Here is a 19,806-nt window from a genome sequence, read left to right on the forward strand (position 1 = left end):
TGCGATACGTCGCTAGATCGACGATTTGCGATACGTCGCTAGATCGACGCTCCGAGCCGCTTCAGGAGCCCGTCGACGTCGGCGTCGCTCCTCCGGTAGTGGGTGTACTTCCCCACGCGCGTCGAGCGGACGAGGCCCGCGCGCTCCAGGGATCCCATGTACGACGAGATGGTCGACTGCGCGAGACCGCTCTTCGCGGCGAGATGCGTGACGCAGACCCCGAACTCGGCGCGGTCGGCGATCGGCTCGAACTCGCTGAACGACGCCTCGGGAGAGCGGAGCCACTCCATGATCTGCAGCCGCGTGGGATTGCCCAGCGCCTTCAGCACCTCGACCAGTCCCGTGTCCACCGCGCCATTCTCCTCTGCTCGCCGCCCGGGCGCCTCCGCACCGGAATCACCCTCCGCCCGGACGCACCCCGCTCACGGCAGCAGGATCACCTTGCCGTCGAGCGTCCGGGACTCGGCGAGCTCCATCGCCTCGACGATCCCCGTGAGCGGGAAGCGGGCGGCGATGTTGGCCGCCAGCGAGCCGTCGGCGAGGAGTCCGAGCACGCGGCCGAGGTCCTCCTCGAGCCGCGCACGGAAGCGCGCGGGGCGCATCGAGTGGCCCGCCCAGAGGTCGTAGAAGACCGCGCGCCGGCCGTTGGGGGCGAGCTGGTAGGCCTGGATCCGCGCGAGCTGGCGGAGGAACGGGGGCCAGATGCTCCCGGTGCTCGCGCTGACGATCGCGTACGCGACGAGGGTGCCGCCGGGCGCGAGCAGCGACCACGCCAGCCGGGTCGTCGCTCCGCCGACGTTGTCGAAGACGGCCTGCACTCCGCCGGGAGCGAGCTCGCGCACGCGAGCGGCGAGGTCGGGATCGGCGTAGTCGACGGGCTCCACTCCGGCCGCTCGGAGGGCCTCGTGGTGGCGGGGCGAGGCGGCGCCGATCACGCGGATCCCCTCGAGGCGGGCGAGGCGGTGCACGAGGCCGCCGACTCCGCCGTTCGCGCCGAACAGGAGGATCGTGTCGCCGCGGGAGACCCGGGCCGAGCGGTGCAGCATCTGCCACGCCGTCACTCCGTTGACCACGACGGCCTCGGCGTCCTCGGACGCGACTCCGTCGGGGACGAGAACGCAGTCGCGGGCGGCGACGCGGGCGTGACCCGTCCAACCGCCGGTCTTGGTGAGGGCGGCGACCCGGCGGCCCTCGAGCGACGCGTCGCCGCCGGGGCCGACCGCGAGGACCCGGCCGACGAGGTCGTAGCCGGGCGTGAAGGGGAACGGCGGCTGGGCGAAGTAGCGGCCGCGGCGCATCGACTGCTCGGCGAACGAGATGCCGGTGGCCTCGACGGCGACGAGCAGCTCGCCGGCCGCGGGCGGCTCGACCGGCGCCTGCTCGAGGAGCAGTCCGGACGGCTCGACGATCCCGGGGAGGACGACGCGGGTGGTGGTGCGGGGAAGGGTGGTGGGCATGAGCGGCTCCTGGAATTTGTAGTGAGTGACTGGACAGTCACAATGGCGGGCATGAGGAAGAGGGTGGCGAAGAGGAGGAGGGGAGGAAGAAGAGGAGCAGACGGGAGGACCGCGGACTCAGTCGCGGTGCCGGATGCCGTCGGAGACGATGCGGGCCCACTCGGAGTCGACGCCGCCGAGGTCGGTCTGCACGATCAGGTGGCAGAGCTGCCCGTAGGCGACGAAGCGCTGCACGGCCGGACCGTCGGCTCCGGAGACGACGGTGACCGTCCGGACGACCGCGGAGATCCCGCGGCGCACCGCCTCGCGGATCTCGGGGACCTCGCACGCGCTCTGCGCCTGTGACTGCAGCATGATCAGGTCGCGGTCGGCGATCAGGTCGATGTAGGCGACGGTCATCGCCTCGAGCCGGTCGGCCGGGTCCGAGGAGGGCGAGGCCTCCCCCGCCGCCGCGAGCGTGGACGCCACCTGCTCGTAGCAACGGTCGACCGCGGCGACGAAGACGCCGAGCTTGCCCGGGAACAGGCGGAAGACGTAGGCGGGCGAGACACCGGCCTCGGCGGCGACCTCGGTGATCGGAGTCGCGGCGTAGCCGGTGCGCGCGAACACGTGGAGCGCCGCCGCGGTGATCCGCTCGCGCTGCGCCTCGGCGGTGGAGCGGGAGGAGGGGGAAGGCATGTGACTGATCGAACACTTACTTCGCTCGCCTGTCAAGAGCGCTGCCGGACGAGTCGACACGCGGGCCGGATCAGGAGCCCCGACGACTCCGTCAGCAGTACCGACGCAGGCCTGCCGGCCAGGAGGGGCGCGCGCCGCTCCGGAGCTCGAGCGCGCCTCCTCCGCCCTGCCGAAAATGGTTCGGCTACCGTCCGTGGCGGGCCGAGTTCCTCGGTCCGCCACCCGAGGAGGGATTGCCCATGCACGATTCGACCGAGGCTGCCGTCGTCAAGAGGGTCCTGGAGGACGAGATCCTCGAGAACTACGCCTCCGTGGTGGACGTGGTCCGGACCTGGATCGAGAGCCCGAACAGCGTCTGCATCGTCTACCGGCGCCGTCTCGACGGCGACCATCTGATCGGTCAGCGCTTCCGCTTCCCACCGCACGCCGCGAACGACGATCCCGTCTCGACGGGAGTCGATGCGGCGCTGAACACGGCCGAGCCCCTCGGCGCGCCCTTGGAACGCGCGCGGCTCGCGGACGGGGTCTTCTGGTTCGCGATACCGCCGACCGACGCACTGCCCGCCATCCCCGACGGGCCGTCAGCACCGAGCCGGGACTGAGCGACGGCGGCGAGCTCGACCGGGCACCCCCTACCCCGCACCCCCACCCCGCCCCTAGGTTGGGGGGACCCGCATCGCCGACCGCGCACCACTGAGTTCCGATGGAGGAACGCCATGGCCACGACACCCGTGCTCCGCAGGATCGCGATCGCGCTGGTCGCCGTCGTCGCAGTGGGAGTGGCGGGTGCCGCACCGGCGTCCGCTCTCGACAGGCCCGTCTCCGGATACCTGAAGGACAGCGGGCTCACGCCCGAGAAGATCCGCGACTTCCTCGGCGGACCCCTCATCTCGCCCTCGACGCAGGTGGGCTACGGCGGAGCGGTCTCGAGCGTCGACGCGAACGCGAGCCGCGTGGGCATGGAGGTGCTGAAGCGCGGCGGCAACGCAGCTGACGCCGCGGTCGCCACAGCCGCCGCCCTCGGCGTGAGCGAGCCCTACAGCGCCGGCATCGGCGGAGGCGGGTACTTCGTCTACTTCGACAGGGCCTCCGGCGAGGTCAGCACCATCGACGGACGCGAGACAGCGCCGGCCGGCATCACCTCGGACGCGTTCCTCGACCCCGCGACCGGCGCCCCGTACCCGTTCACCCCGGACCTCGTCTCCTCCGGCGTCGCGGTCGGCGTGCCCGGCACGGTGGCGACCTGGGACACCGCGGTCGACCGCTTCGGCACCCTGCCGCTCCCCGTCGTGCTGGCGCCCTCGATCGCGCTCGCGGCGAAGGGCTTCCGGGTGGACGAGACCTTCCGCAACCAGACGCTCGACAACCTCGAGCGGTTCCAGGCGTTCCCCGACACGGCCGAGCTCTTCCTCCCCGGTGGGGACGCGCCGAAGGTGGGCAGCACCTTCCGCAACCTCGACCTCGCGAAGACGCTGACCTCCATCGCCGTCCACGGGCAGGACGCGTTCTACGAGGGCGCGCTGGCCGCCGAGATCGCCGACACGGTCCAGAACCCGCGGATCGCCGAGGGGTCGGACCTCCCGGCCCCGGCCGGCACGATGACCGCCGCCGACCTCGCGGCATACTCGGTCGCCGAGCAGGCGCCGACCCGCGTCTCCTACCGCGGACTCGACGTCTACGGGATGGCACCCTCCTCCTCCGGCGGGATCGCGGTCGGCGAGGCCCTCAACATCCTCGAGAACCACGACCTCGCGGCCGAGGACACCGGCAGCGCCCTGCACCTCTACCTCGAGGCGTCCGCCCGCGCCTTCGCCGACCGCGGCGCCTACGTCGGCGACCCGGCCTTCGTCGACGTGCCCACCGAGACGCTCCTCAGCCAGGAGTTCGCGGACTCGCGGGACTGCACGATCGACCCGGCGACCGCCTCCGTCCGCCCGGTCGCGCCCGGCGCTCTCGACGGCTCCGGATGCGCGACCGCCCCCGCCGCGGAGGAGTCGGACACCGAGAACATCTCCACCACCCACCTCTCGGTCGTCGACAAGTGGGGCAACGCCGCCTCCTACACGCTGACGATCGAGCAGACCGGCGGCTCGGCGATGACCGTCCCCGGCCGCGGCTTCCTCCTCAACAACGAGATGACCGACTTCTCCCCCACCTTCGTCGACGGGGACCCGAACCGGATCGAGCCGGGCAAGCGCCCGCGCTCGTCGATGTCGCCGACGATCGTGCTCGACGGCGGGGACGTGCGGTTCGTCGTCGGCTCGCCGGGCGGATCCACGATCATCACGACGGTCCTGCAGACCCTGGTCAATCGCATCGACCTCGGCATGACGCTCCCCGAGGCGGTGGCAGCGCCCCGCGCCTCCCAGCGCAACGGCGCGACGACCTCCGCCGAGCCCGAGTTCATCGAGGCGTACGCCGACGACCTCGCTCCCTTCGGCCAGCAGCTGGTCCCCTCGGGCGACACCTTCACCTCGGCCGCGCAGATCGGGGCGGTGGCCGCCATCGAGGTCGACCCCTCCGGCCGGATGACCGCGGTCGCCGAACCGGTGCGGCGCGGCGGCGGCGTCGGGCTGGTGGTCCGGCCCGAGAAGTGACGCCCCGGAGCCTCCGCGGCCCGCTGAGAGGAACCGTCGGCCGGCCGCCCCTCTCGCCCGGGAGCGGTCCTCCGCGGGAAGGAGGCGTCTGCGACACTGGGGAGATGTCGTCGTCGCGCCCGCTGCGCACCCTCCGGGGTGTCGTCGCGGCGACGGTGGCGACGCTCGTCGCGCTGTTCTCGCACGTGGCCGGTGGCGGCCAGATCCCGGGTCCGCTCGGTGTCGCGATGCCGCTCGTCCTGTCGGTCCTGGTGTGCGTGGCGCTCGCCGGGCGCAGGCTCTCCCTGGTCCGCCTGGCGGCCTCGGTGGGAGTCAGCCAGTTCCTGTTCCACACGCTCTTCACGATCGGGACCTTCGCGGGGCCGGTCGATCCGCCGACCCTGCACGCGCACCACGGTGCCGTGATCGACGTCAGCGCGGCGATGACGCACAGCGGGATGACCGGCTCCTCGATGTGGGCGGCGCACCTCGTCGCCGCCGTCGCGACGACCGCGGCGCTCCACCGCGGCGAGTCCCTCCTCGTCAGTGTCGCCGCGACGACGAGCCACCTCGTCACCCGCCTGGTGCGGGTCCTGCCGACTCCGGTGGCCGCTCCTCGACCCGCGCAACGCTCCTCCTTCGAGCTGCGCGACGTGCTCCCCCTCGCCTCGGGCGTCTTCCCCCAGGCGGCGCTGCGGCGCGGCCCCCCTCTGCAGCCCGCCTCCTGATCATCGACGCGAGCCGCGGCGAGGACCTCCCCGGAGGTCCCCGCGGCGTCTGACCGAGCCGTCTCCTCCCCGGACCCTCGCGAACGGCGCGCCCCTCACCGGGACGGCGGAGGCCGACGAGCCCGACTTCGAGGCGACGACGACCATCGGCTTCCCGGTGATCCCGGAGTTCTCGCACATGAGGCGCGCCCGCTCGGAGAACACCGCCGAGCGCTTCCACGGCCGGGCCTACAACTACGACGACACCCCGACGGGCGAGGACATCTCGAACTCCGGGCTGATCTTCGCGGCGTTCCAGGCCGACGTCACCGCGCAGTTCGTGCCGATCCAGAAGCGCCTGGACGAGCTGGACCTGCTCAACGAGTGGACGACGCCGATCGGCTCCGCCGTCTTCGCGATCCCGCCGGGGTGCGTCGAGGGCGGCTACATCGGCGACACCCTCCTCTGACCCTCACCGGCACCCGCCACAGCACCGAAGGACCAGAAGTATGACCACCACCGCCACGAGACCCCGCGACTCCGCCGACCCCCCGCCCCCGCCGCACAGAAGCAGCGCAGGCTGGCTCGGACAGCTGCTGCTCCGCCTGCACTTCTCCGCCGCCCTGTTCGTCGGGCCGTTCATCCTCGTCGCCGCGACCAGCGGAGCGCTCTACGCACTCACCCCGCAGCTCGAGCAGGTCGTCTACGCGCAGGAGCTGCACGCCCCGGAAGCGGACGCCTACCTGCCCCTGGCCGACCAGATCGACGCCGCCGACGCGTACACCGGAGGCGGGCAGAGCATCGTCGCCGTCCGCCCCGCCCCGAACCCCGGCGACACCACCCGGGTGATGTACGCGGACCCGTCGCTCGGCGCCAGCGAGACCCGCGCGGTCTTCATCGACCCGGCCACCGCCGCCGTCCGCGGCGACCTCACCGCCTACGGCACCAGCGGCGCCCTGCCGTTGCGGACCTGGGTCAGCGACCTGCACCGGACGCTGCACCTCGGGGACGTGGGCCGCTACTACAGCGAGCTCGCCGCCTCCTGGCTGGGGGTCGTCGCCCTCGCCGGCCTGGGCCTCTGGATCATCCGCCTCCGCCGCGCCCGCGTGAAGAGGGACCTGCTGCGCCCCGCGCCGAGGACCACCGGCTACAAGCGCCTGTTCTCCTGGCACGCCTCCACCGGCGTCTGGCTGCTCGTCGGCGCCCTGTTCCTCTCGACCACAGGCATCACCTGGTCGCTCTACGGAGGCGGGAACTTCGAGACCCTCCGCTCCGCAGTCGGCTGGACCACGCCCTCGCTGGGGACGACGCTCGGCGACCGGACCGGCGAGGTGGCCGACGAGCACGCCGGGCACGCCGGACACGGCGCGGCCACCGGCGACGCCGTCGAGTCGACGGCGGGCTACTCGCCGGCCGCCTACGACTCGGTGCTCTCGGTCGCCCGCGAGGTCAACGTGAACACGGGACTGGTCGAGATCCGGCCGCCCGCGGCGGAGGGCTCGGCCTGGGTCGTGCAGGAGATCCAGCGCAGCTTCCCGACCGAGGTCGACGGCGTCGCGATCGACGGGAGCACGATGCAGGTCGTCGACCGGGTCGACTTCGCCGACTTCGGCCTCGTCGCCAAGCTCTCCCGCTGGGGCATCGACACGCACATGGGCTCGATGTTCGGGCTGCCCAACCAGTTGCTGCTGTTCGTCACCGCGGCCGGCATCGCCACGATGGTCGTGCTCGGGTACCTGATGTGGTGGAAGCGCCGCCCCACCCGCGGTCCCCGACGGCTCGGCGGCACCCCGCCGGCCCGGGGAGCGCTCCGGCGCGCGCCGTGGTGGGGAGTCGCGTCCGTCCTGGTCGTCGCCGCCGCGCTCGGGCTGTTCCTCCCGCTCCTGGGGGCGAGCCTCGCGGCCTTCGTGATCGTCGACACGCTGCTGGGGCTCCGACCCGCGCACCGCTGAGCGCGCGGGCGCCGGCCCGGTGAGGTCCACCGGGCCGGCGTCACAGCCCCTTCGGGAAGCCGAGGGAGCGCAGCACGGGGTCGAGGCCCTCCCACTGCTGACGCCGCTCCGCGTCCCGGTCGGCGTCGCTCCCCCGGAGTCCGACCGCCTTCCTCACCGTTGTCTCCGTGGATTCGGGGCAGTTGTCGGCTCCGGAACGCGCCAGGGGTCCCGGGTACGGCTGACCGCCTTCAGCCGCCTGATGGCATGCCGTGATGAGCCGCCCGGGACCCCGCAACGGCAGGACCGCTCATGGAGAGACGCGACCAGATCGCCCCGTGATGACATGCCGGCGAGGTCGTTCACGGCGCACCGCACCCGCTGAACGGAAGGACCCTGCGTGCCCCGACTCCGGGCCGGAATCGACGCCGGCAAGGCCGACCACCACTGCCGGTGAGGGTGCATCGATGATGCTCATCGCGCGCCTCCGAGCCAGAGTCCTGTTGCTGCGGCGATGACGCTGAGGAGGAGCGTGCCGAGGGCGTTGATGGCGGAGGCGAGTTGGCGTCCTTCGGCGAGGAGACGGACGGTTTCGAGGCTGGCGGTGGAGAAGGTGGTGTAGCCGCCGAGGAAGCCGGTGCCGAGGACGAGTCGCCACGGCTCGGGGGCGATGCCTGCGAGGGCGAGGCCGGTGATCAGGCCGAGGAGGAGTGATCCGGTGACGTTGATGACGGTGGTGCCCCAGGGGTAGGCGCCGCCGGTGCGGGCCTTGATGAGCCCGTCGAGGAGGAGCCGTGTTGCGGCTCCGATTCCACCGGCGAGGGAGAGCGCGAGGAACAGTGCGGGTGTCATGCCGGCACCTTCCTCTGCGTGCGTCGCCGGTGGAGTGCTGCGGCGAGGGCGACTCCGGTCCAGGACGCGAGGGCACCGAGCAGGACGGTGCCGAGCGCGTAGAGGGCGGCGGGTGCGGGGTGTCCTGTGGTGAGCAGGTGGGCGGTGTCGGTGGCGAGGGTGCTGTAGGTGGTGAAGCCTCCGAGCGCTCCGGTACCGAGCAGCAGCCGTGCGGTGCGGCGTCGGCCCTCGTCGCTGCCGGCTCTGGCGAGGCTCTCCAGGAGTACGCCGAGCAGGAGCGCGCCGACGATGTTGATGGCGAAGACGACGGTGTCGAAGGCGGGATCGGCGGGGAACGCGAGGGTCAGGCCCTCCCGCGCCCCGGTCCCGACCGTGCCGCCGGCGGCGACGAGGAGGAGGTATCGCGGACGCAGGTGCACGGGTCGTGGCGTCCCGTCGGGGGCGTCGTCGACGTCGAGGTCGCTGTCGACCGGCAGCTCGGGGTCGGGGTCCGGGGGGCGGTGACGGTGGCGGTCATCAGTCACGGGGAGTGGGACCTTTCGGGAGGGGGCGGGTCAGTGGGTGAGACCGTAGTGCAGCGTGGGGTCGAGGTGTTCGATGTCGACGAGGCGGTTGTACTTCGCGACCCTCTCGCCGCGCGCGGGGGCGCCGGATTTGATCTGCCCGACTCCGGTTCCCACCGAGAGGTCGGCGATGAAGGTGTCGAGGGTCTCGCCGGAGCGGTGGGAGACCATGCAGCGCATGCCGGCGTCGTGCGCGGCCGCGATCGCGTCGAGGGTGCCGGTGATGGTGCCGATCTGATTGGGCTTGATGAGTGCGGCGTTGGAGTAGCCGTTGCGGGCTCCGTCGCGGATGCGGTCGGCGTCGGTGACGTAGAGGTCGTCTCCCACGAGCTGCACCCGGTCGCTGATGGCGTGGGCGAGGAGGGCCCAGCCCTCGTGGTCGTCCTCGGCGAAGCCGTCCTCGATGCTGCGGATCGGGTAGTCGGCGATCAGCTTCTCGTAGTAGCGGGCGAGTGCGTCGCGGTCGAGATCGGTGCCGGCGACGGTGTAGTGGCCGTCGCCGTGGAAGAAGCCGTTCGCGGCGGGATCCATCGCGATCGCGATGTCACCGGTGCCGGGCTGGTATCCGGCGTCGGTGATCGCTGCGACGAGGAGGTCCAGGGCGTCTTCGGGCCGGTCGATGGGGGGCGCGAAGCCGCCCTCGTCGCCGAGCCCGGAGGTGCCGTAGGCGGTGCGGACGCGGGCGGCGAGGGCGTGATAGATCTCGGCGCCGACCTGCACGGCCTCCTCCTCGGTGCCGGCGGAGACGGGGGCGATCATGAACTCTTGGAAGTCGAGGCCGTTCGCGGCGTGCGCGCCACCGTTGATGACGTTGAAGTGCGGGACGGGCAGGGAGGCGGTCGCCCCGGTGTGATCGGCGATCCACCGGTGCAGGGGCAGGCCGGTGCGCGCGGCGAAGGCGCGGGCGGCCGCGATGGAGACGGCGACGACGGAGTTCGCTCCGAGGCGGGCGAGGTTCGCGGTTCCATCCAGTGCTCGCAGCGCTTCGTCGATCTCGCGAAGCGAAGTCCAGGGGTGATCGAGCAGGAGGGCGCGGATCTCGCCGTCGACGGCCGCGACAGCGGAGCGGACTCCGCGTCCGCCGAACGCGGGGCCGCCGTCGCGCAGCTCGACCGCTTCGAACGCGCCCGTCGAGGCGCCCGCGGGGGCGGAGGCGTCCAGGACGGTGTCGTCGTCCAGACGCAGGGTGACAGCGACGGTCGGGAAGCCGCGGGAGTCGAGGATCTGCCGTGCGGCGACGTCGGTGATGACCAGCGGGTGTCCGGCGGGGTGGGTGACGTACTCGCCCGTCCCGTGGATGCTGGTGCGGGTGTGGCTGATGTAGGCGTTCATCAGGTTCCTCCTTCGTGGGCGAGCGTGATCGCCGCCCGGTCGGCTCTTGCGGGGTCGAGGTAGCGTCCGCTCCTCGAGATCGGTGTCCCGGACGGCCCGGTGTCGTACAGGTACGGCTGACCCGTCGGGATGTTCAGATCGCGGACCGCGGCATCGCCGAGGTCCTCGAGAAGGGCGCGCAGCGCGCGCAGGGAGTTGCCGTGCCCGACGATGAGCACCGTCTCGCCCTCCTGGAGGGCGGGCAGGATGCGCTCCTCGAGGAGCGGCTGCAGTCGGTGGACGACGTCGCGCAACGACTCCGTCTCCGTCATCGCCTCGGCCGGCTGCCCACGGAACGCCGCGGACCTGTGCAGCTGCACGAAGGCGGCGGCGGACAGAGCAGGCGGGCGGACGTCCATCGACCGGCGCCACTCCAGGAAAGCGTCGGCCCCGTACCGGGCTCTGACGGCGCTTGTGGACAGGCCGGTGAGCGCTCCGTAGTTGCGCTCGTTCAGCCGCCACTGGGCCGCGACGATCCGCGGCCGCCCTGGAAGGGCGCCGGCGATGATCCGGGCCGATTCGGTGGAGCGCTGCAGGGTCGACGTGAGGATCAGATCGGGGTCGATCGATGCGTCCCTCAGTAGCGTCGCGGCCTGTCGCGCTTCGTCACGTCCGAGGTCGGTGAGGGGGACGTCGAGGACGCCGCAGAAGAGACCGTCGGCGTTGCCGGTGCTCTCACCGTGGCGCACGAGGACGAGCGGGGGATGCGCGGGCATGGGTCACCTACCTGGTCTCTGATCGAGAAGGTAGGAACCATCAGCCTCGGCGGCAGTTCGAGCTCACGCTCGGGCGGGATCCATCACCACTGCCGTCAGCCTACGCCCGCACCTCGGTCAGGACCAGGGCAGCGGCTCCGAATCATCGACCGGGGCGAGGGGGATCATGAGGGCCGGCCGGTGCTGACGGTGAGCGAGACGGGCGCCGACGGCACCGGAGAAGACCTCCTGCACGGTGCGACGCAGAGACGGCTCCTTCGCGCCGACAATGATCATGACCGCATCGACACGGTCCGCGAGCGTCGCCAGAGCGTGTGCAACGTCACCGGCCATCTGATGCGTCTGCCACGGGACACGGTCACCGACGATCCGGTCAAGCCGCTCGAGGATCGCAGGATCTGGAGCCAGTGGAGTGTCGCAGATGCACTGCGGGCGACACCGGCCCCTTCCCGAGGGTCCGGTCCCCGCCAGCTGCCCGCGCGTACACGTGCGGACGCTGCGGCGTACCCGGATCGGCTGCCACTGACGAAGCGCGCCTCGGGAACGAACGGTGGGATCACGCTCGACCCGACGATCGGGGGTCGTCGAGGATGGCACGCGGTCGAACCGATCACCATGGAGACCACCGCGCGCGAGACGGTGAGAAGCAGCTCAGGCGCAAGGGGGTCTCGGATCGTCGTTGTCGCGGTTCACTCACTGCATGGATGGTCTGCCCTTCGTTGTTCTCGTCGCCATCTTTCTCGCCGCCGCCGCAGTGGTGTGGATCGCCGGCATCCAGTTGTCGAAGGCCACGGACGTTCTGGATGCGCGTCTGCACCTGGGGAGTGCGCTGGGCGGTCTGATCGTTCTCGCCGTCGCGACGAACCTGCCGGAGATCGCGATCACCGTGTCCGCCGCGCTCTCCGGGAACCTGGACGTCGCGGTCGGCAACATCCTCGGCGGCATCGCACTGCAGACCGTGGTCCTCGTCGTCCTCGACCTGTTCGGCAAGCGCGGAAAGGGTGCGAAGCCGCTCACCTACCGTGCCGCGTCCCTCACACTCGTGCTCGAGGGGCTCGTGGTCGTCGCGGTGCTCGCCGTCGTCATCGCCGGCAGCCAGCTGCCCTCCGGACTGGAAGTGCTGCGCCTGACCCCGGACGTCGTCCTCATCGCCGGCCTCTGGGTCGTCGGGCTGCTGCTCGTGCAACGCTCCGGCAAGCACCTCCCCTGGCACGAGGACGGGCGGGCCCCCGACGCGACAGCATCCCCCTCGAAGAAGAAGACGCACCCGATGAGCACACGCAAGGCGACCATCGTGTTCACGATCTCCGCCGCGGCGACCCTCCTCGCCGGTGTCGTGCTCGAGCGCGCCGGTGACGCAGCATCCTCGCAGCTCGGTCTCTCCGGGGTGCTGTTCGGAGCCACCGTGCTCGCTCTCGCCACCTCCCTCCCCGAGATCTCGACCGGGCTGCAAGCCATCAAGCAGGGCGACGACAACCTCGCCATCAGCGACATCTTCGGCGGCAACGCCTTCCTCCCCGTCCTGTTCCTCGTCGCCACCGTCCTCTCCGGCACCGCAGTCCTCCCGCAGGCGAACTCGTCCGACATCTACCTCACCGCTCTCGCCGCCCTGCTCACCCTCGTCTACATCGTCGGACTGATCTTCCGACCCACCCGCCGCATCGCCGGCATGGGAATCGACTCGTTGATCGTGCTCGCGCTCTACACCGTCGGCATCGCCGGGCTCTTCGCCATCACCTCGACATGACGTCCGTGCCGCCGTGTGCAGATCGACCAGATCGCTGCAGTTGAGCAGACACGGCCGCGGGCGTGATCGGCGTTGCGACGAGCCGTGCACCGGTCAGCGCATCTCGTGCGCGATCTCCAGGAACGCCGCCGCGGACGACCCGATTCGATCGGACCAGATGGCGCGGAGGGGTCGCACGAGTGCTGGTCCGCGGAGGGGCACTCGTATCAGTGAGCGCGCGGCGAGATCTGTTTCGACGGTGAGGATGCTCATGACGGCGGGCGCGATGCCGGCGCGGGCGTTCGCTCGGATGATCGCCGTCGTCTCCAGGATCGCGGCGGGAGTCGTGAGTGCGAGCCCGGCGTCGTGGAGCCATGCTTCGAGGGTCGTCCGGGTGCCGGAGCCTTCCTCTCGCGTCAGCAGTGCGGTCCCGGCCAACTCCTCGGCGCCGATACTCGCCGCGCGTGCCCATGGGTGGTCCGGTGCCACGACGACAGCGAGTTCGTCCTCCGCGACCACGTCAGAGGAGAGCGTGGCCGTGGACGCCGGTGTCTCGACGAATCCGAGCTGCGCGGCACCGGATCGCACGAGCTCTGTGACCGTGGCTGAATTGCCGGCGATCAGCTGCACATTCACCTCGGGTGTGCGCTGTCGGAATTCGAGAAGCCAGCGTGGGAGCAGCAGTTCGGCGATGGTCTGCGACGCCGCGAGAACCAGTGAGCCGGTCGGCTGTCGCAGTGCCGCCGCGCCCGCCTCGAGGCGGCGGGACGCCTCGAGGACCGGGCCGGCCAGCTCGAGCACGAGCCGGCCCGCGTCGGTCATCAGGGACCCGATCGGAGAGCGGCGCACGAGCGGCTGCCCGATGGCGCGCTCCGCTACCCGCAGACGCGCCGAGACGGCCTGCTGGGTGACACCGAGGGCTTCGGCAGCGCGGGAGAGCGAGCCCGCCTCGGCGATGCGTTCGAGCACCTCCAGCGTGTCGAGATCCAGGATCCGGTCCGTCAATCGCCGCGTCGCCACAAGCACTTATTGTGCCCCGCCAACACGATCGCTGTATCGGCTGGTGACGGCGATGCTCAGGCTGGAGTCATGACAACTTTCTCCCCCGCCCGCGCATCCTCCTCGATCGGGCATCCTCCGCGGTCGAGGCGCTTGTTCCGGGAGTTGGAGCATCCGGGACTGATCGTGTCGAACCTGACGCCGAACTGGTTCGCGTCGATCATGGGCACCGGCATCGTCGCGGTCGCCGCCGCGTCCCTGCCACTCCAGTTCCCCGGACTCCGTACCGGGGCCACCGTCGTCTGGGCGATCTCCGCACTGCTGCTCGTCGCGCTGACGGTCGCGACCGGGCTGCACTGGGTCCGCTACCGCGGTACAGCGATGAGGCACCACCTGAATCCGGTCCTCTCGCACTTCTACGGCGCGCCTCCCATGGCGTTCCTCACCGTCGGCGCGGGAACCCTCCTCCTCGGCAAGGACTGGATCGGCGTGCCGGCCGCTGTCACCATCGACTGGGTGCTCTGGGGTGCGGGGACTCTCGGCGGGCTGGCGACGGCGGTCCTGGTGCCCTACCTCGCGTTCACCCGGCATGAGAACAAGCCCGATTCGGCGTTCGGCGGCTGGCTGATGCCGATCGTTCCGCCGATGGTGTCCGCTTCCACCGGCGCAGTGCTGCTGCCGTACGCGCCCGCCGGGCAAGCGCGGGAGACGCTCCTGTGGTCCTGCTACGGCTTCTTCGGCCTCAGCCTGATCGCGTCACTGGTGGTGATCACCCTGATCTGGAACCGGCTCGCGCAGCACAAGGTAGGAGCGGCGGGGATGGTGCCGACGCTGTGGATCGTCCTCGGTCCGGTCGGACAGTCGATCACCGCGGTGAATCTGCTCGCCTCGAACGCGCCCACCGTCGTGGACGCCGGCATGGCGCGTGCGCTGCTGGTCGTGGCTCTGGTGTACGGCTTCGCAATGCTCGGCTTCGCGCTGCTCTGGACCGTCATCGCCCTCGCGATCACCCTCCGCACCGCGAAGGAGCACCTGCCGTTCAGTCTGACGTGGTGGTCGTTCACGTTCCCCGTCGGCACCTGCGTCACCGGACTGAACGGCCTCGCCCTGCACTCCGGTCTCACGGTCGTCGCCGGCCTCGCCGTGCTCTACTACGTCGGCCTGGTCGCCGCGTGGATCATCGTCGCCGCCCGCACGTTCCACGGTTCCGTGATCCGCGGCACCCTGCTCGCACCACCGCGGCCGGCCTGACCGGGATCGAGGAGCATCGTGGATGTCCGAACCCTGAACGCCCTCGCCGAGACCTGGCGGAGTACCGCGGACGCGACCGGACGCTTCGTTCCGGGCTTCGATCCCCGCTCCGGCGGCACCGCCAGTCGCGTCCTGGTGCTGATGCAGTCACCCGGCCCTCGGACGATCGCCGCGGGATCCGCTGCCGTCTGCAGCGAAGACAACCTCGGGCCCACCGCCGCCGCGTTCCGGGCGGCCCGCATCGAGTCCGGACTCTCCCGCGACCACTACGTCCGGTGGAACCTCATCCCGTGGGAGATCCCTGGCCGCGTCCGCCCCGCGGACATCGAGCAGGGCCGGCTCGCGCTCGGTGAGCTGCTGGAGCTGCTGCCCGCGCTCGAAGCCGTCGTCACCTACGGGACCGTGGCGCTCGACGGGGTCATGCGCTATCTGACCCTGCACGATGATCCCCGTGTCGTCCCCGTCCTCGCGGCACCGCACCCCTCACCGGCCAACGGGCGTCACCGCGCCGACCAGCACCTCCGCTCCGTGAACGCGCTCCGCCTCGCGAATCGTCTCGGATCCGGTCGGCGAGTCGCAGACTGACGGCACTGAAGGGAGACGTCCGCGTCTCGGTCGTCACCGGTCGCCGTGACCGATGAGGTGTTGATCTCAGACGGCCCCCGTCCTCGAACCGCTGACGGGAACGGCCTGGTCGTCCACGACGTCGACGGTGTACGCCGCGCCGTGCTCGAGCGTGTGGCCGACGGTGCACTGGCGGTCGACCGCCCGGTGGGTGCGCTCGGACAGTGAGGCGATCCGCTCGGGATCGAGCGCCGACAGGTCGGCGCGGATCACGGCGGCGATCGAGTCGTAGCGGTCCTCGCCCTCGGGCTTGGTCGCGGTGATGTCGGTGGTCGCTTCGAAGTCGGCTCCGAGCCGGCTGGCGAGGATGTGGTCCGAGGAGAGCATGCCGCAGGCGGCGAGGGCGAGGTGCAGCAGCTCGCCGGGCGAGAACACGCCGTCGGCGTCCGACCCGCCGATGCGGACCTCGGCTCCTCGCGCGTTGCGGCCGATGAAGCTTCTCGGGCCCTCGCGGGTGATGTGCAGCGGCGTGGTCTCGGTGCTCATGGTCTGCTCCTGTCCGGTGCCCGCGGCACCGCGGGCAGTGTCGGTGTCTCCTGCGGGTGGGCGGTGTCTCAGGTGTCGGTGCGGACGAGGGGGGAGTTCGTGCCGCGGACCCTGATGTCGACGCCGGTGATCTCCGACCGGGCGACGCCCGTGGACGCCGCCAGGTCGACGGCGCGCCGCCCGGCCGCCGTCCAGGTGGCGACGGTGATCGTGCTGCCGTCTGTGCGGGTGATCACGAGTTCGTACTCCGCGTCGGCGGGCGCATCACCACTGTAGGTGCAGCTCCACTCCAGCCGGGTGCCCCACGGCTTCCCCTCGACCTGGATGTCCGCAGCGAGAGCGGGATCGGCCGCGATCGGGTCCATCGGTTCCAGGGTCGCCTCACTCGCCACGGGAGCGCCCGCGATGCCCGTGCCGAGAGCGACCCCTCCGAAGACGGAGGCGGTGACGGCGGCCGCGACGGCGAGGGACGTCACCAGCCGGCGCCGACGTCGGCGCGCCCGGACACGGTGGGCGATGGCGGGCAGCGTCACCATCGACGGCGGCGACTCCTCGCCGTCGTCCGATGCGCTGATGGCGAGAGCGTCCTCGACGGAGAGGCGACCGACGATGCCGGGCAGTCCTGCCAGCTCTGCCACGGCCGCGCGGCAGGCCGCGCAGCCGCTGAGGTGCTGCTCGTACTCGAGTCGCTGATCCGCGGGGAGAGCGCCGAGGACGTAGGACGCGTCCCAGTCGCGGTACTCGTCCTCCGTCGCAGAGCTTCCGTGGTGGTCGTTCATCGGGTGACGCCCCTTTCCTGCAGAGCCAGTCGCAGTCCGCGCAGTCCGTAGTGCAATCGAGATTTCGCTGTTCCCTCGGGGATGGAGTGCCGGCGGGCGATCTCGGGGACGGTGTGTCCGAGGAAGTACGCGTCCACCACGATCTGACGATGCTCCACCGACAGCGATGCGAGAGCGTCGGCGACCAGGATGCTGTCCAGGACCGCGTCGGTGCGATCGGGGACGGCGCCGCCGCCGTCCTCGTCCTTCGCCGGCACCTCGCGTCGGCTCCGAGCGGATCGGGCGTCGTCGATGACGAGGTTGCGGGCGACGGTGAACAGCCACGCGCGAGCGGCGTCGGCGTCGCGTTCGAGGACCTGCGGGCGCTGCCAGGCCCGGACCATCGTCTCCTGCACGACGTCCTCCGTCAGCGCCGCGTTCCGAGTGAGGTTCTGCACGAAGCGCCGCAAGGCCGGGCCGTGACTCTCGTACAGCGCCGCCAGGAGCTCATCGACGGGGCGGGGCACAACGCTCACCGCCTCGAAGCGCCACGGTGCGCTCCCTCATCACGGTTGCTGCGATCACTGCCGGTCATCCCTTCCGTCCATGCCTGTCGAGAACCGGCGACCCGGCCCGACGATGCGCTTCGCTGCGCGGGGACGGGTCGCCGTCGCATCAGGACGCCGGGGTGGCGGTGCTCATGGCCGCGGCTTCCTTGTTCATCGTGCCGTCAGGGAGGAGGACGTACCAGGCGTCCTTCACACCCTGCCCGTTGACCTGGCCCGGCGCGGTGTCCTTCGCGAACCGGTAGACCGGCCATCCGTCGACGGTCAGCTGGGTCGTCCCGTCGGTGCGCGTGATCGAGCCGACCTCTCCGGTGATCCCGTCCGCGGCGGTCGTGCTGGACGCCGACACGGCCGGCCAGGTCGTGGCGCACTCGTCGTAGCAGCTGCTGCTGCCCGAGTTCTGCGTGTCCTTCATGAACGTGTAGACGGTGTAGCCGGCCTCGTCCGTGATGATCTCGCCCAGCGGCGAGGACGCCGTCGTGAGAGCCGCCGTCCCAGCGGAGGCGGTCGCGGTGGCGGAGGCCATCGCGGTGGCGGAGGGGCTGTCGGCCGGCGCTTCCGACGAGGCGGCCGAGCCGGCGGCCGTCGAGCATCCGGCGAGAAGGACGGCGGCGAACGCCGCAGTCGTCACAGTGGTCGCGATTCGCTTGAGCATGATGCCTCCTGTAGTGCGGGGGCCGAGGTGGTCCCACCGAGGACACGACACAGCAGTCGCGGACGTTCAACGACGCGAGAAGATCGCTGGGAGAGCATCCGCGCAGCGGGCGGATTCAGTGAGAGCGACGATCCGTTGCGCGCTCCTTCGCGTGAAGGCCCGAGGCTGCGCGCTGCTCTCCACGGCGGCGTGCGAGCAGTGATCGACCATGTGCGCGACGGCTGCGGCCTGCCCGGCCGCCCGCGCGGCAGCGGTGGCGGCAGGCTCGCCCGCCTGCGTCGCGGCGCGGGCTGCGGCGTGCGCCGTGAAGGCCGCCGCGCGGCACTCGGTCATCGGAGCCTCGCCCCGCCCCCAGGCGAGGAGGACGTCGAGCGCGCGCCGGGGCCGGGCATTGTCCGGGTCCCGCTCCTCGAACGCGGGGAGGGCGCGCTCCGCGCACTCCGCCGCCCACCGCGCGAGCGCCCGGTGGACCTCCGGCTCCGGATCCGCCCAGGCCGGCTCCTCCGCTCCGCTCACGGGTCTTCCTCCGATTCCGGAGCTCAGCTGGCTCTTCCCAGATGAGGGTGTAGGTCGGCCGGGAGCGTCGGTCCGCAGATAGACGTCGAGGTCTCCCGACGACGGAGGTTCCTACGCCATCCGTCCGAAAGACCTCGACGTGACCGACGCTACCCCGCCGGCCGGCTTCGGCCGCCCTGACCTGACCGCCTTCGCGTCTCATCCCAGTCGACCCTGATCGAGTCTGCTGACCCCCTCGACGAGAACGCAGCGACATCACAGCCACCCAACCCCCGACCGTCCGGGAAGCCGGGACACGTCACATGACCTGTGCTGCGGGCGTGTCGAGTGGGTCGTCCAGGGGCGACGCAGGAGCGTCGACGCGACGTGCTGAGAGGTGGTTCCAGTCGAGCGCTAGGACACCGGCTACAGGCATGGCGATAGGTCAGGAACGGCGTCGCTCCCTGCGCAGGAGGGAGCGCAGAGTCTCGGCATTCGCGTAGCCGACCCGTAGCGCGATCTCGGCGGAGGTGAAGTCCGTGGTTGCTGAGAGGTGCCGAGCTCGTTCGATGCGAAGCCGTTGGACGAAGCCGAGCGGAGTGAGGTTGAGCGCCGCACGGACTCGTCGTTCGAGGGTGCGCCGGCTGGTGCCGAGCGACTGCGCGACGAAGGCGACGTTGAACGGTTCGTCCAGGCGGGCGCGCACGAAGCGTTCGAACTCGACGACGATCGGGTCCTCGTGCCGGAGATGTTCGTAGGCGACGAAGGCCGCCTGAGACGGACGCTCGTCGATGATGAGGAGCTTGGCGACATGTTGGGCCAGGTCGGGGCTGATCGATCGCACGAGTGAGAGCGCGAGGTCGATGTGGGCGAACGCGGCGCCGGCGGTGACGAGGTTCCCGTCGACCACGACCATGGTGTCGAGATCGAGGGCGACGGTCGGATAGCGCTTCAGGAACTCCGGCCCCAGGAACCAGCTGGTCGTCGCCCTCCGATGATGCATCCGTCCGGTCTCGGCGACAGCGAACACGCCGGTGCACGCCGCGGCGATCCGGGTGGTCGCCTCGTCGAGGCGCCCGAGCGAGGCGATGACCGAACGAGCATCTCGGCTCTGGAGGACGTCGTTGGTAGCGGCGGCCGTAAGGGTTCCAAGCGCAGGGACGACGACCACGTCGAACTCTCCGGACTCCGACAGCGGGTGGTCCACCGACAGGGTCATCGATGCCGTCGTGGTCACTCGCCGTTTCGGTCCGAGGATGGCGAGTTCGATCGGGTCGATCCGCGGGTCGACATCGCCGCGGGCTCCGTCGGCCACCCGCACGATGTCGATGATCGACGCGATAGCCGAACCGAAGCAGCCGTCGATCGCGATCAGTCCGATACGCATGACGTAAA

Annotated in this window: 21 protein-coding genes, 1 pseudogene and 1 riboswitch; of the genes and pseudogenes, 8 read left to right on the top strand and 14 right to left on the bottom strand. The window is 71.1% G+C overall.

Features of this window, described 5'->3' with window-relative positions:
- Positions 1-38: 38 nt before the first annotated feature.
- The 3 genes from C5C35_RS14170 to C5C35_RS14180 all read right to left on the bottom strand — a co-directional run bounded on the left by C5C35_RS14170 (position 39) and on the right by C5C35_RS14180 (position 2,135).
- Entirely contained in the window at positions 39-350 is a 312-nt protein-coding gene (locus C5C35_RS14170) for a helix-turn-helix transcriptional regulator (RefSeq protein WP_244230566.1), read from the bottom strand.
- Positions 351-422: 72 nt separating this feature from the next.
- Positions 423-1,457, bottom strand: coding sequence for a medium chain dehydrogenase/reductase family protein (locus C5C35_RS14175; protein WP_104263382.1), 1,035 nt, complete (start codon positions 1,455-1,457; stop codon positions 423-425).
- 117 nt (positions 1,458-1,574) lie between these two features.
- Positions 1,575-2,135: a TetR/AcrR family transcriptional regulator gene (locus C5C35_RS14180; RefSeq protein ID WP_104263383.1), complete on the bottom strand. Its 561-nt coding sequence runs from the start codon at positions 2,133-2,135 to the stop codon at positions 1,575-1,577.
- Positions 2,136-2,374: 239 nt separating this feature from the next.
- Here C5C35_RS14180 and C5C35_RS14185 point away from each other — a divergent pair, with 239 nt between their 5' ends.
- The 5 genes and pseudogenes from C5C35_RS14185 to C5C35_RS14205 all read left to right on the top strand — a co-directional run bounded on the left by C5C35_RS14185 (position 2,375) and on the right by C5C35_RS14205 (position 7,370).
- Positions 2,375-2,737 (top strand): hypothetical protein, encoded by a 363-nt coding sequence (locus tag C5C35_RS14185; protein ID WP_104224922.1) that lies wholly within the window; start codon positions 2,375-2,377, stop codon positions 2,735-2,737.
- Between the two features lie 114 nt (positions 2,738-2,851).
- Positions 2,852-4,732: a gamma-glutamyltransferase gene (ggt, locus tag C5C35_RS14190; protein WP_104263384.1), complete on the top strand. Its 1,881-nt coding sequence runs from the start codon at positions 2,852-2,854 to the stop codon at positions 4,730-4,732.
- Between the two features lie 104 nt (positions 4,733-4,836).
- A complete protein-coding gene (locus tag C5C35_RS14195; RefSeq protein WP_104263385.1) occupies positions 4,837-5,439 on the top strand; it encodes a hypothetical protein in 603 nt (200 codons plus the stop codon).
- 55 nt (positions 5,440-5,494) lie between these two features.
- Positions 5,495-5,887: pseudogene (locus C5C35_RS14200) on the top strand (Dyp-type peroxidase); the annotation flags it as partial.
- Positions 5,888-5,927: 40 nt separating this feature from the next.
- On the top strand, positions 5,928-7,370 hold the full coding sequence (locus C5C35_RS14205) for a PepSY domain-containing protein (RefSeq protein WP_104263386.1): 1,443 nt from the start codon (positions 5,928-5,930) through the stop codon (positions 7,368-7,370).
- A 453-nt stretch (positions 7,371-7,823) separates the two neighbouring features.
- Here C5C35_RS14205 and crcB read toward each other — a convergent pair whose 3' ends face one another.
- From crcB to C5C35_RS14225, 4 genes are read right to left on the bottom strand one after another with little or no spacing between them, the layout of a single operon-like run.
- Positions 7,824-8,201 carry a fluoride efflux transporter CrcB gene (gene crcB, locus C5C35_RS14210; protein WP_104224798.1) on the bottom strand — a complete coding sequence of 126 codons (378 nt, stop codon included), beginning with the start codon at positions 8,199-8,201 and terminating at the stop codon, positions 7,824-7,826.
- Entirely contained in the window at positions 8,198-8,725 is a 528-nt protein-coding gene (locus tag C5C35_RS14215; protein WP_258062373.1) for a CrcB family protein, read from the bottom strand. Before C5C35_RS14215 ends, crcB begins: the two co-directional genes overlap by 4 nt.
- Before the next feature lie 30 nt (positions 8,726-8,755).
- Positions 8,756-10,096 (bottom strand): phosphopyruvate hydratase, encoded by a 1,341-nt coding sequence (gene eno, locus C5C35_RS14220; protein WP_104263387.1) that lies wholly within the window; start codon positions 10,094-10,096, stop codon positions 8,756-8,758.
- Entirely contained in the window at positions 10,096-10,851 is a 756-nt protein-coding gene (locus tag C5C35_RS14225; RefSeq protein WP_104248138.1) for a 2,3-diphosphoglycerate-dependent phosphoglycerate mutase, read from the bottom strand. The genes eno and C5C35_RS14225 overlap by 1 nt, the downstream gene beginning before the upstream one ends.
- Before the next feature lie 24 nt (positions 10,852-10,875).
- Positions 10,876-10,948: riboswitch (Fluoride riboswitch) on the bottom strand.
- Between the two features lie 603 nt (positions 10,949-11,551).
- On the opposite strand from C5C35_RS14225, the gene C5C35_RS14235 reads away from it, so the two are divergent.
- Positions 11,552-12,598 carry a sodium:calcium antiporter gene (locus C5C35_RS14235; RefSeq protein ID WP_104263389.1) on the top strand — a complete coding sequence of 349 codons (1,047 nt, stop codon included), beginning with the start codon at positions 11,552-11,554 and terminating at the stop codon, positions 12,596-12,598.
- A gap of 93 nt (positions 12,599-12,691) precedes the next feature.
- Here C5C35_RS14235 and C5C35_RS14240 read toward each other — a convergent pair whose 3' ends face one another.
- On the bottom strand, positions 12,692-13,597 hold the full coding sequence (locus C5C35_RS14240) for a LysR family transcriptional regulator (RefSeq protein WP_104263390.1): 906 nt from the start codon (positions 13,595-13,597) through the stop codon (positions 12,692-12,694).
- 165 nt (positions 13,598-13,762) lie between these two features.
- Here C5C35_RS14240 and C5C35_RS14245 point away from each other — a divergent pair, with 165 nt between their 5' ends.
- Positions 13,763-14,827 (top strand): TDT family transporter, encoded by a 1,065-nt coding sequence (locus tag C5C35_RS14245; RefSeq protein ID WP_258066362.1) that lies wholly within the window; start codon positions 13,763-13,765, stop codon positions 14,825-14,827.
- A gap of 18 nt (positions 14,828-14,845) precedes the next feature.
- Positions 14,846-15,412, top strand: coding sequence for a uracil-DNA glycosylase family protein (locus C5C35_RS14250; RefSeq protein WP_258062371.1), 567 nt, complete (start codon positions 14,846-14,848; stop codon positions 15,410-15,412).
- A 66-nt stretch (positions 15,413-15,478) separates the two neighbouring features.
- Here C5C35_RS14250 and C5C35_RS14255 read toward each other — a convergent pair whose 3' ends face one another.
- From C5C35_RS14255 to C5C35_RS14280, 6 genes are all read right to left on the bottom strand, one after another.
- The gene (locus C5C35_RS14255) at positions 15,479-15,937 is read right to left on the bottom strand and encodes an OsmC family protein (RefSeq protein ID WP_104263392.1); all 459 of its coding nucleotides are present in this window, start codon (positions 15,935-15,937) and stop codon (positions 15,479-15,481) included.
- A 68-nt stretch (positions 15,938-16,005) separates the two neighbouring features.
- Positions 16,006-16,716, bottom strand: a complete 711-nt coding sequence (locus tag C5C35_RS14260; RefSeq protein ID WP_104263393.1) for an anti-sigma factor — start codon at positions 16,714-16,716, stop codon at positions 16,006-16,008.
- Positions 16,713-17,222 (bottom strand): sigma-70 family RNA polymerase sigma factor, encoded by a 510-nt coding sequence (locus C5C35_RS14265; protein ID WP_056865923.1) that lies wholly within the window; start codon positions 17,220-17,222, stop codon positions 16,713-16,715. The genes C5C35_RS14260 and C5C35_RS14265 overlap by 4 nt, the downstream gene beginning before the upstream one ends.
- Positions 17,223-17,370: 148 nt before the next feature.
- Positions 17,371-17,916, bottom strand: a complete 546-nt coding sequence (locus tag C5C35_RS14270; protein ID WP_104261243.1) for a hypothetical protein — start codon at positions 17,914-17,916, stop codon at positions 17,371-17,373.
- 66 nt (positions 17,917-17,982) lie between these two features.
- A complete protein-coding gene (locus C5C35_RS14275; RefSeq protein ID WP_146081553.1) occupies positions 17,983-18,432 on the bottom strand; it encodes a putative immunity protein in 450 nt (149 codons plus the stop codon).
- 424 nt (positions 18,433-18,856) lie between these two features.
- The gene (locus C5C35_RS14280; protein WP_053548963.1) at positions 18,857-19,798 is read right to left on the bottom strand and encodes a GlxA family transcriptional regulator; all 942 of its coding nucleotides are present in this window, start codon (positions 19,796-19,798) and stop codon (positions 18,857-18,859) included.
- Positions 19,799-19,806 lie beyond the last annotated feature (8 nt).

This window comes from Rathayibacter sp. AY1F8, assembly GCF_002932165.1.
GTDB lineage: Bacteria > Actinomycetota > Actinomycetes > Actinomycetales > Microbacteriaceae > Rathayibacter.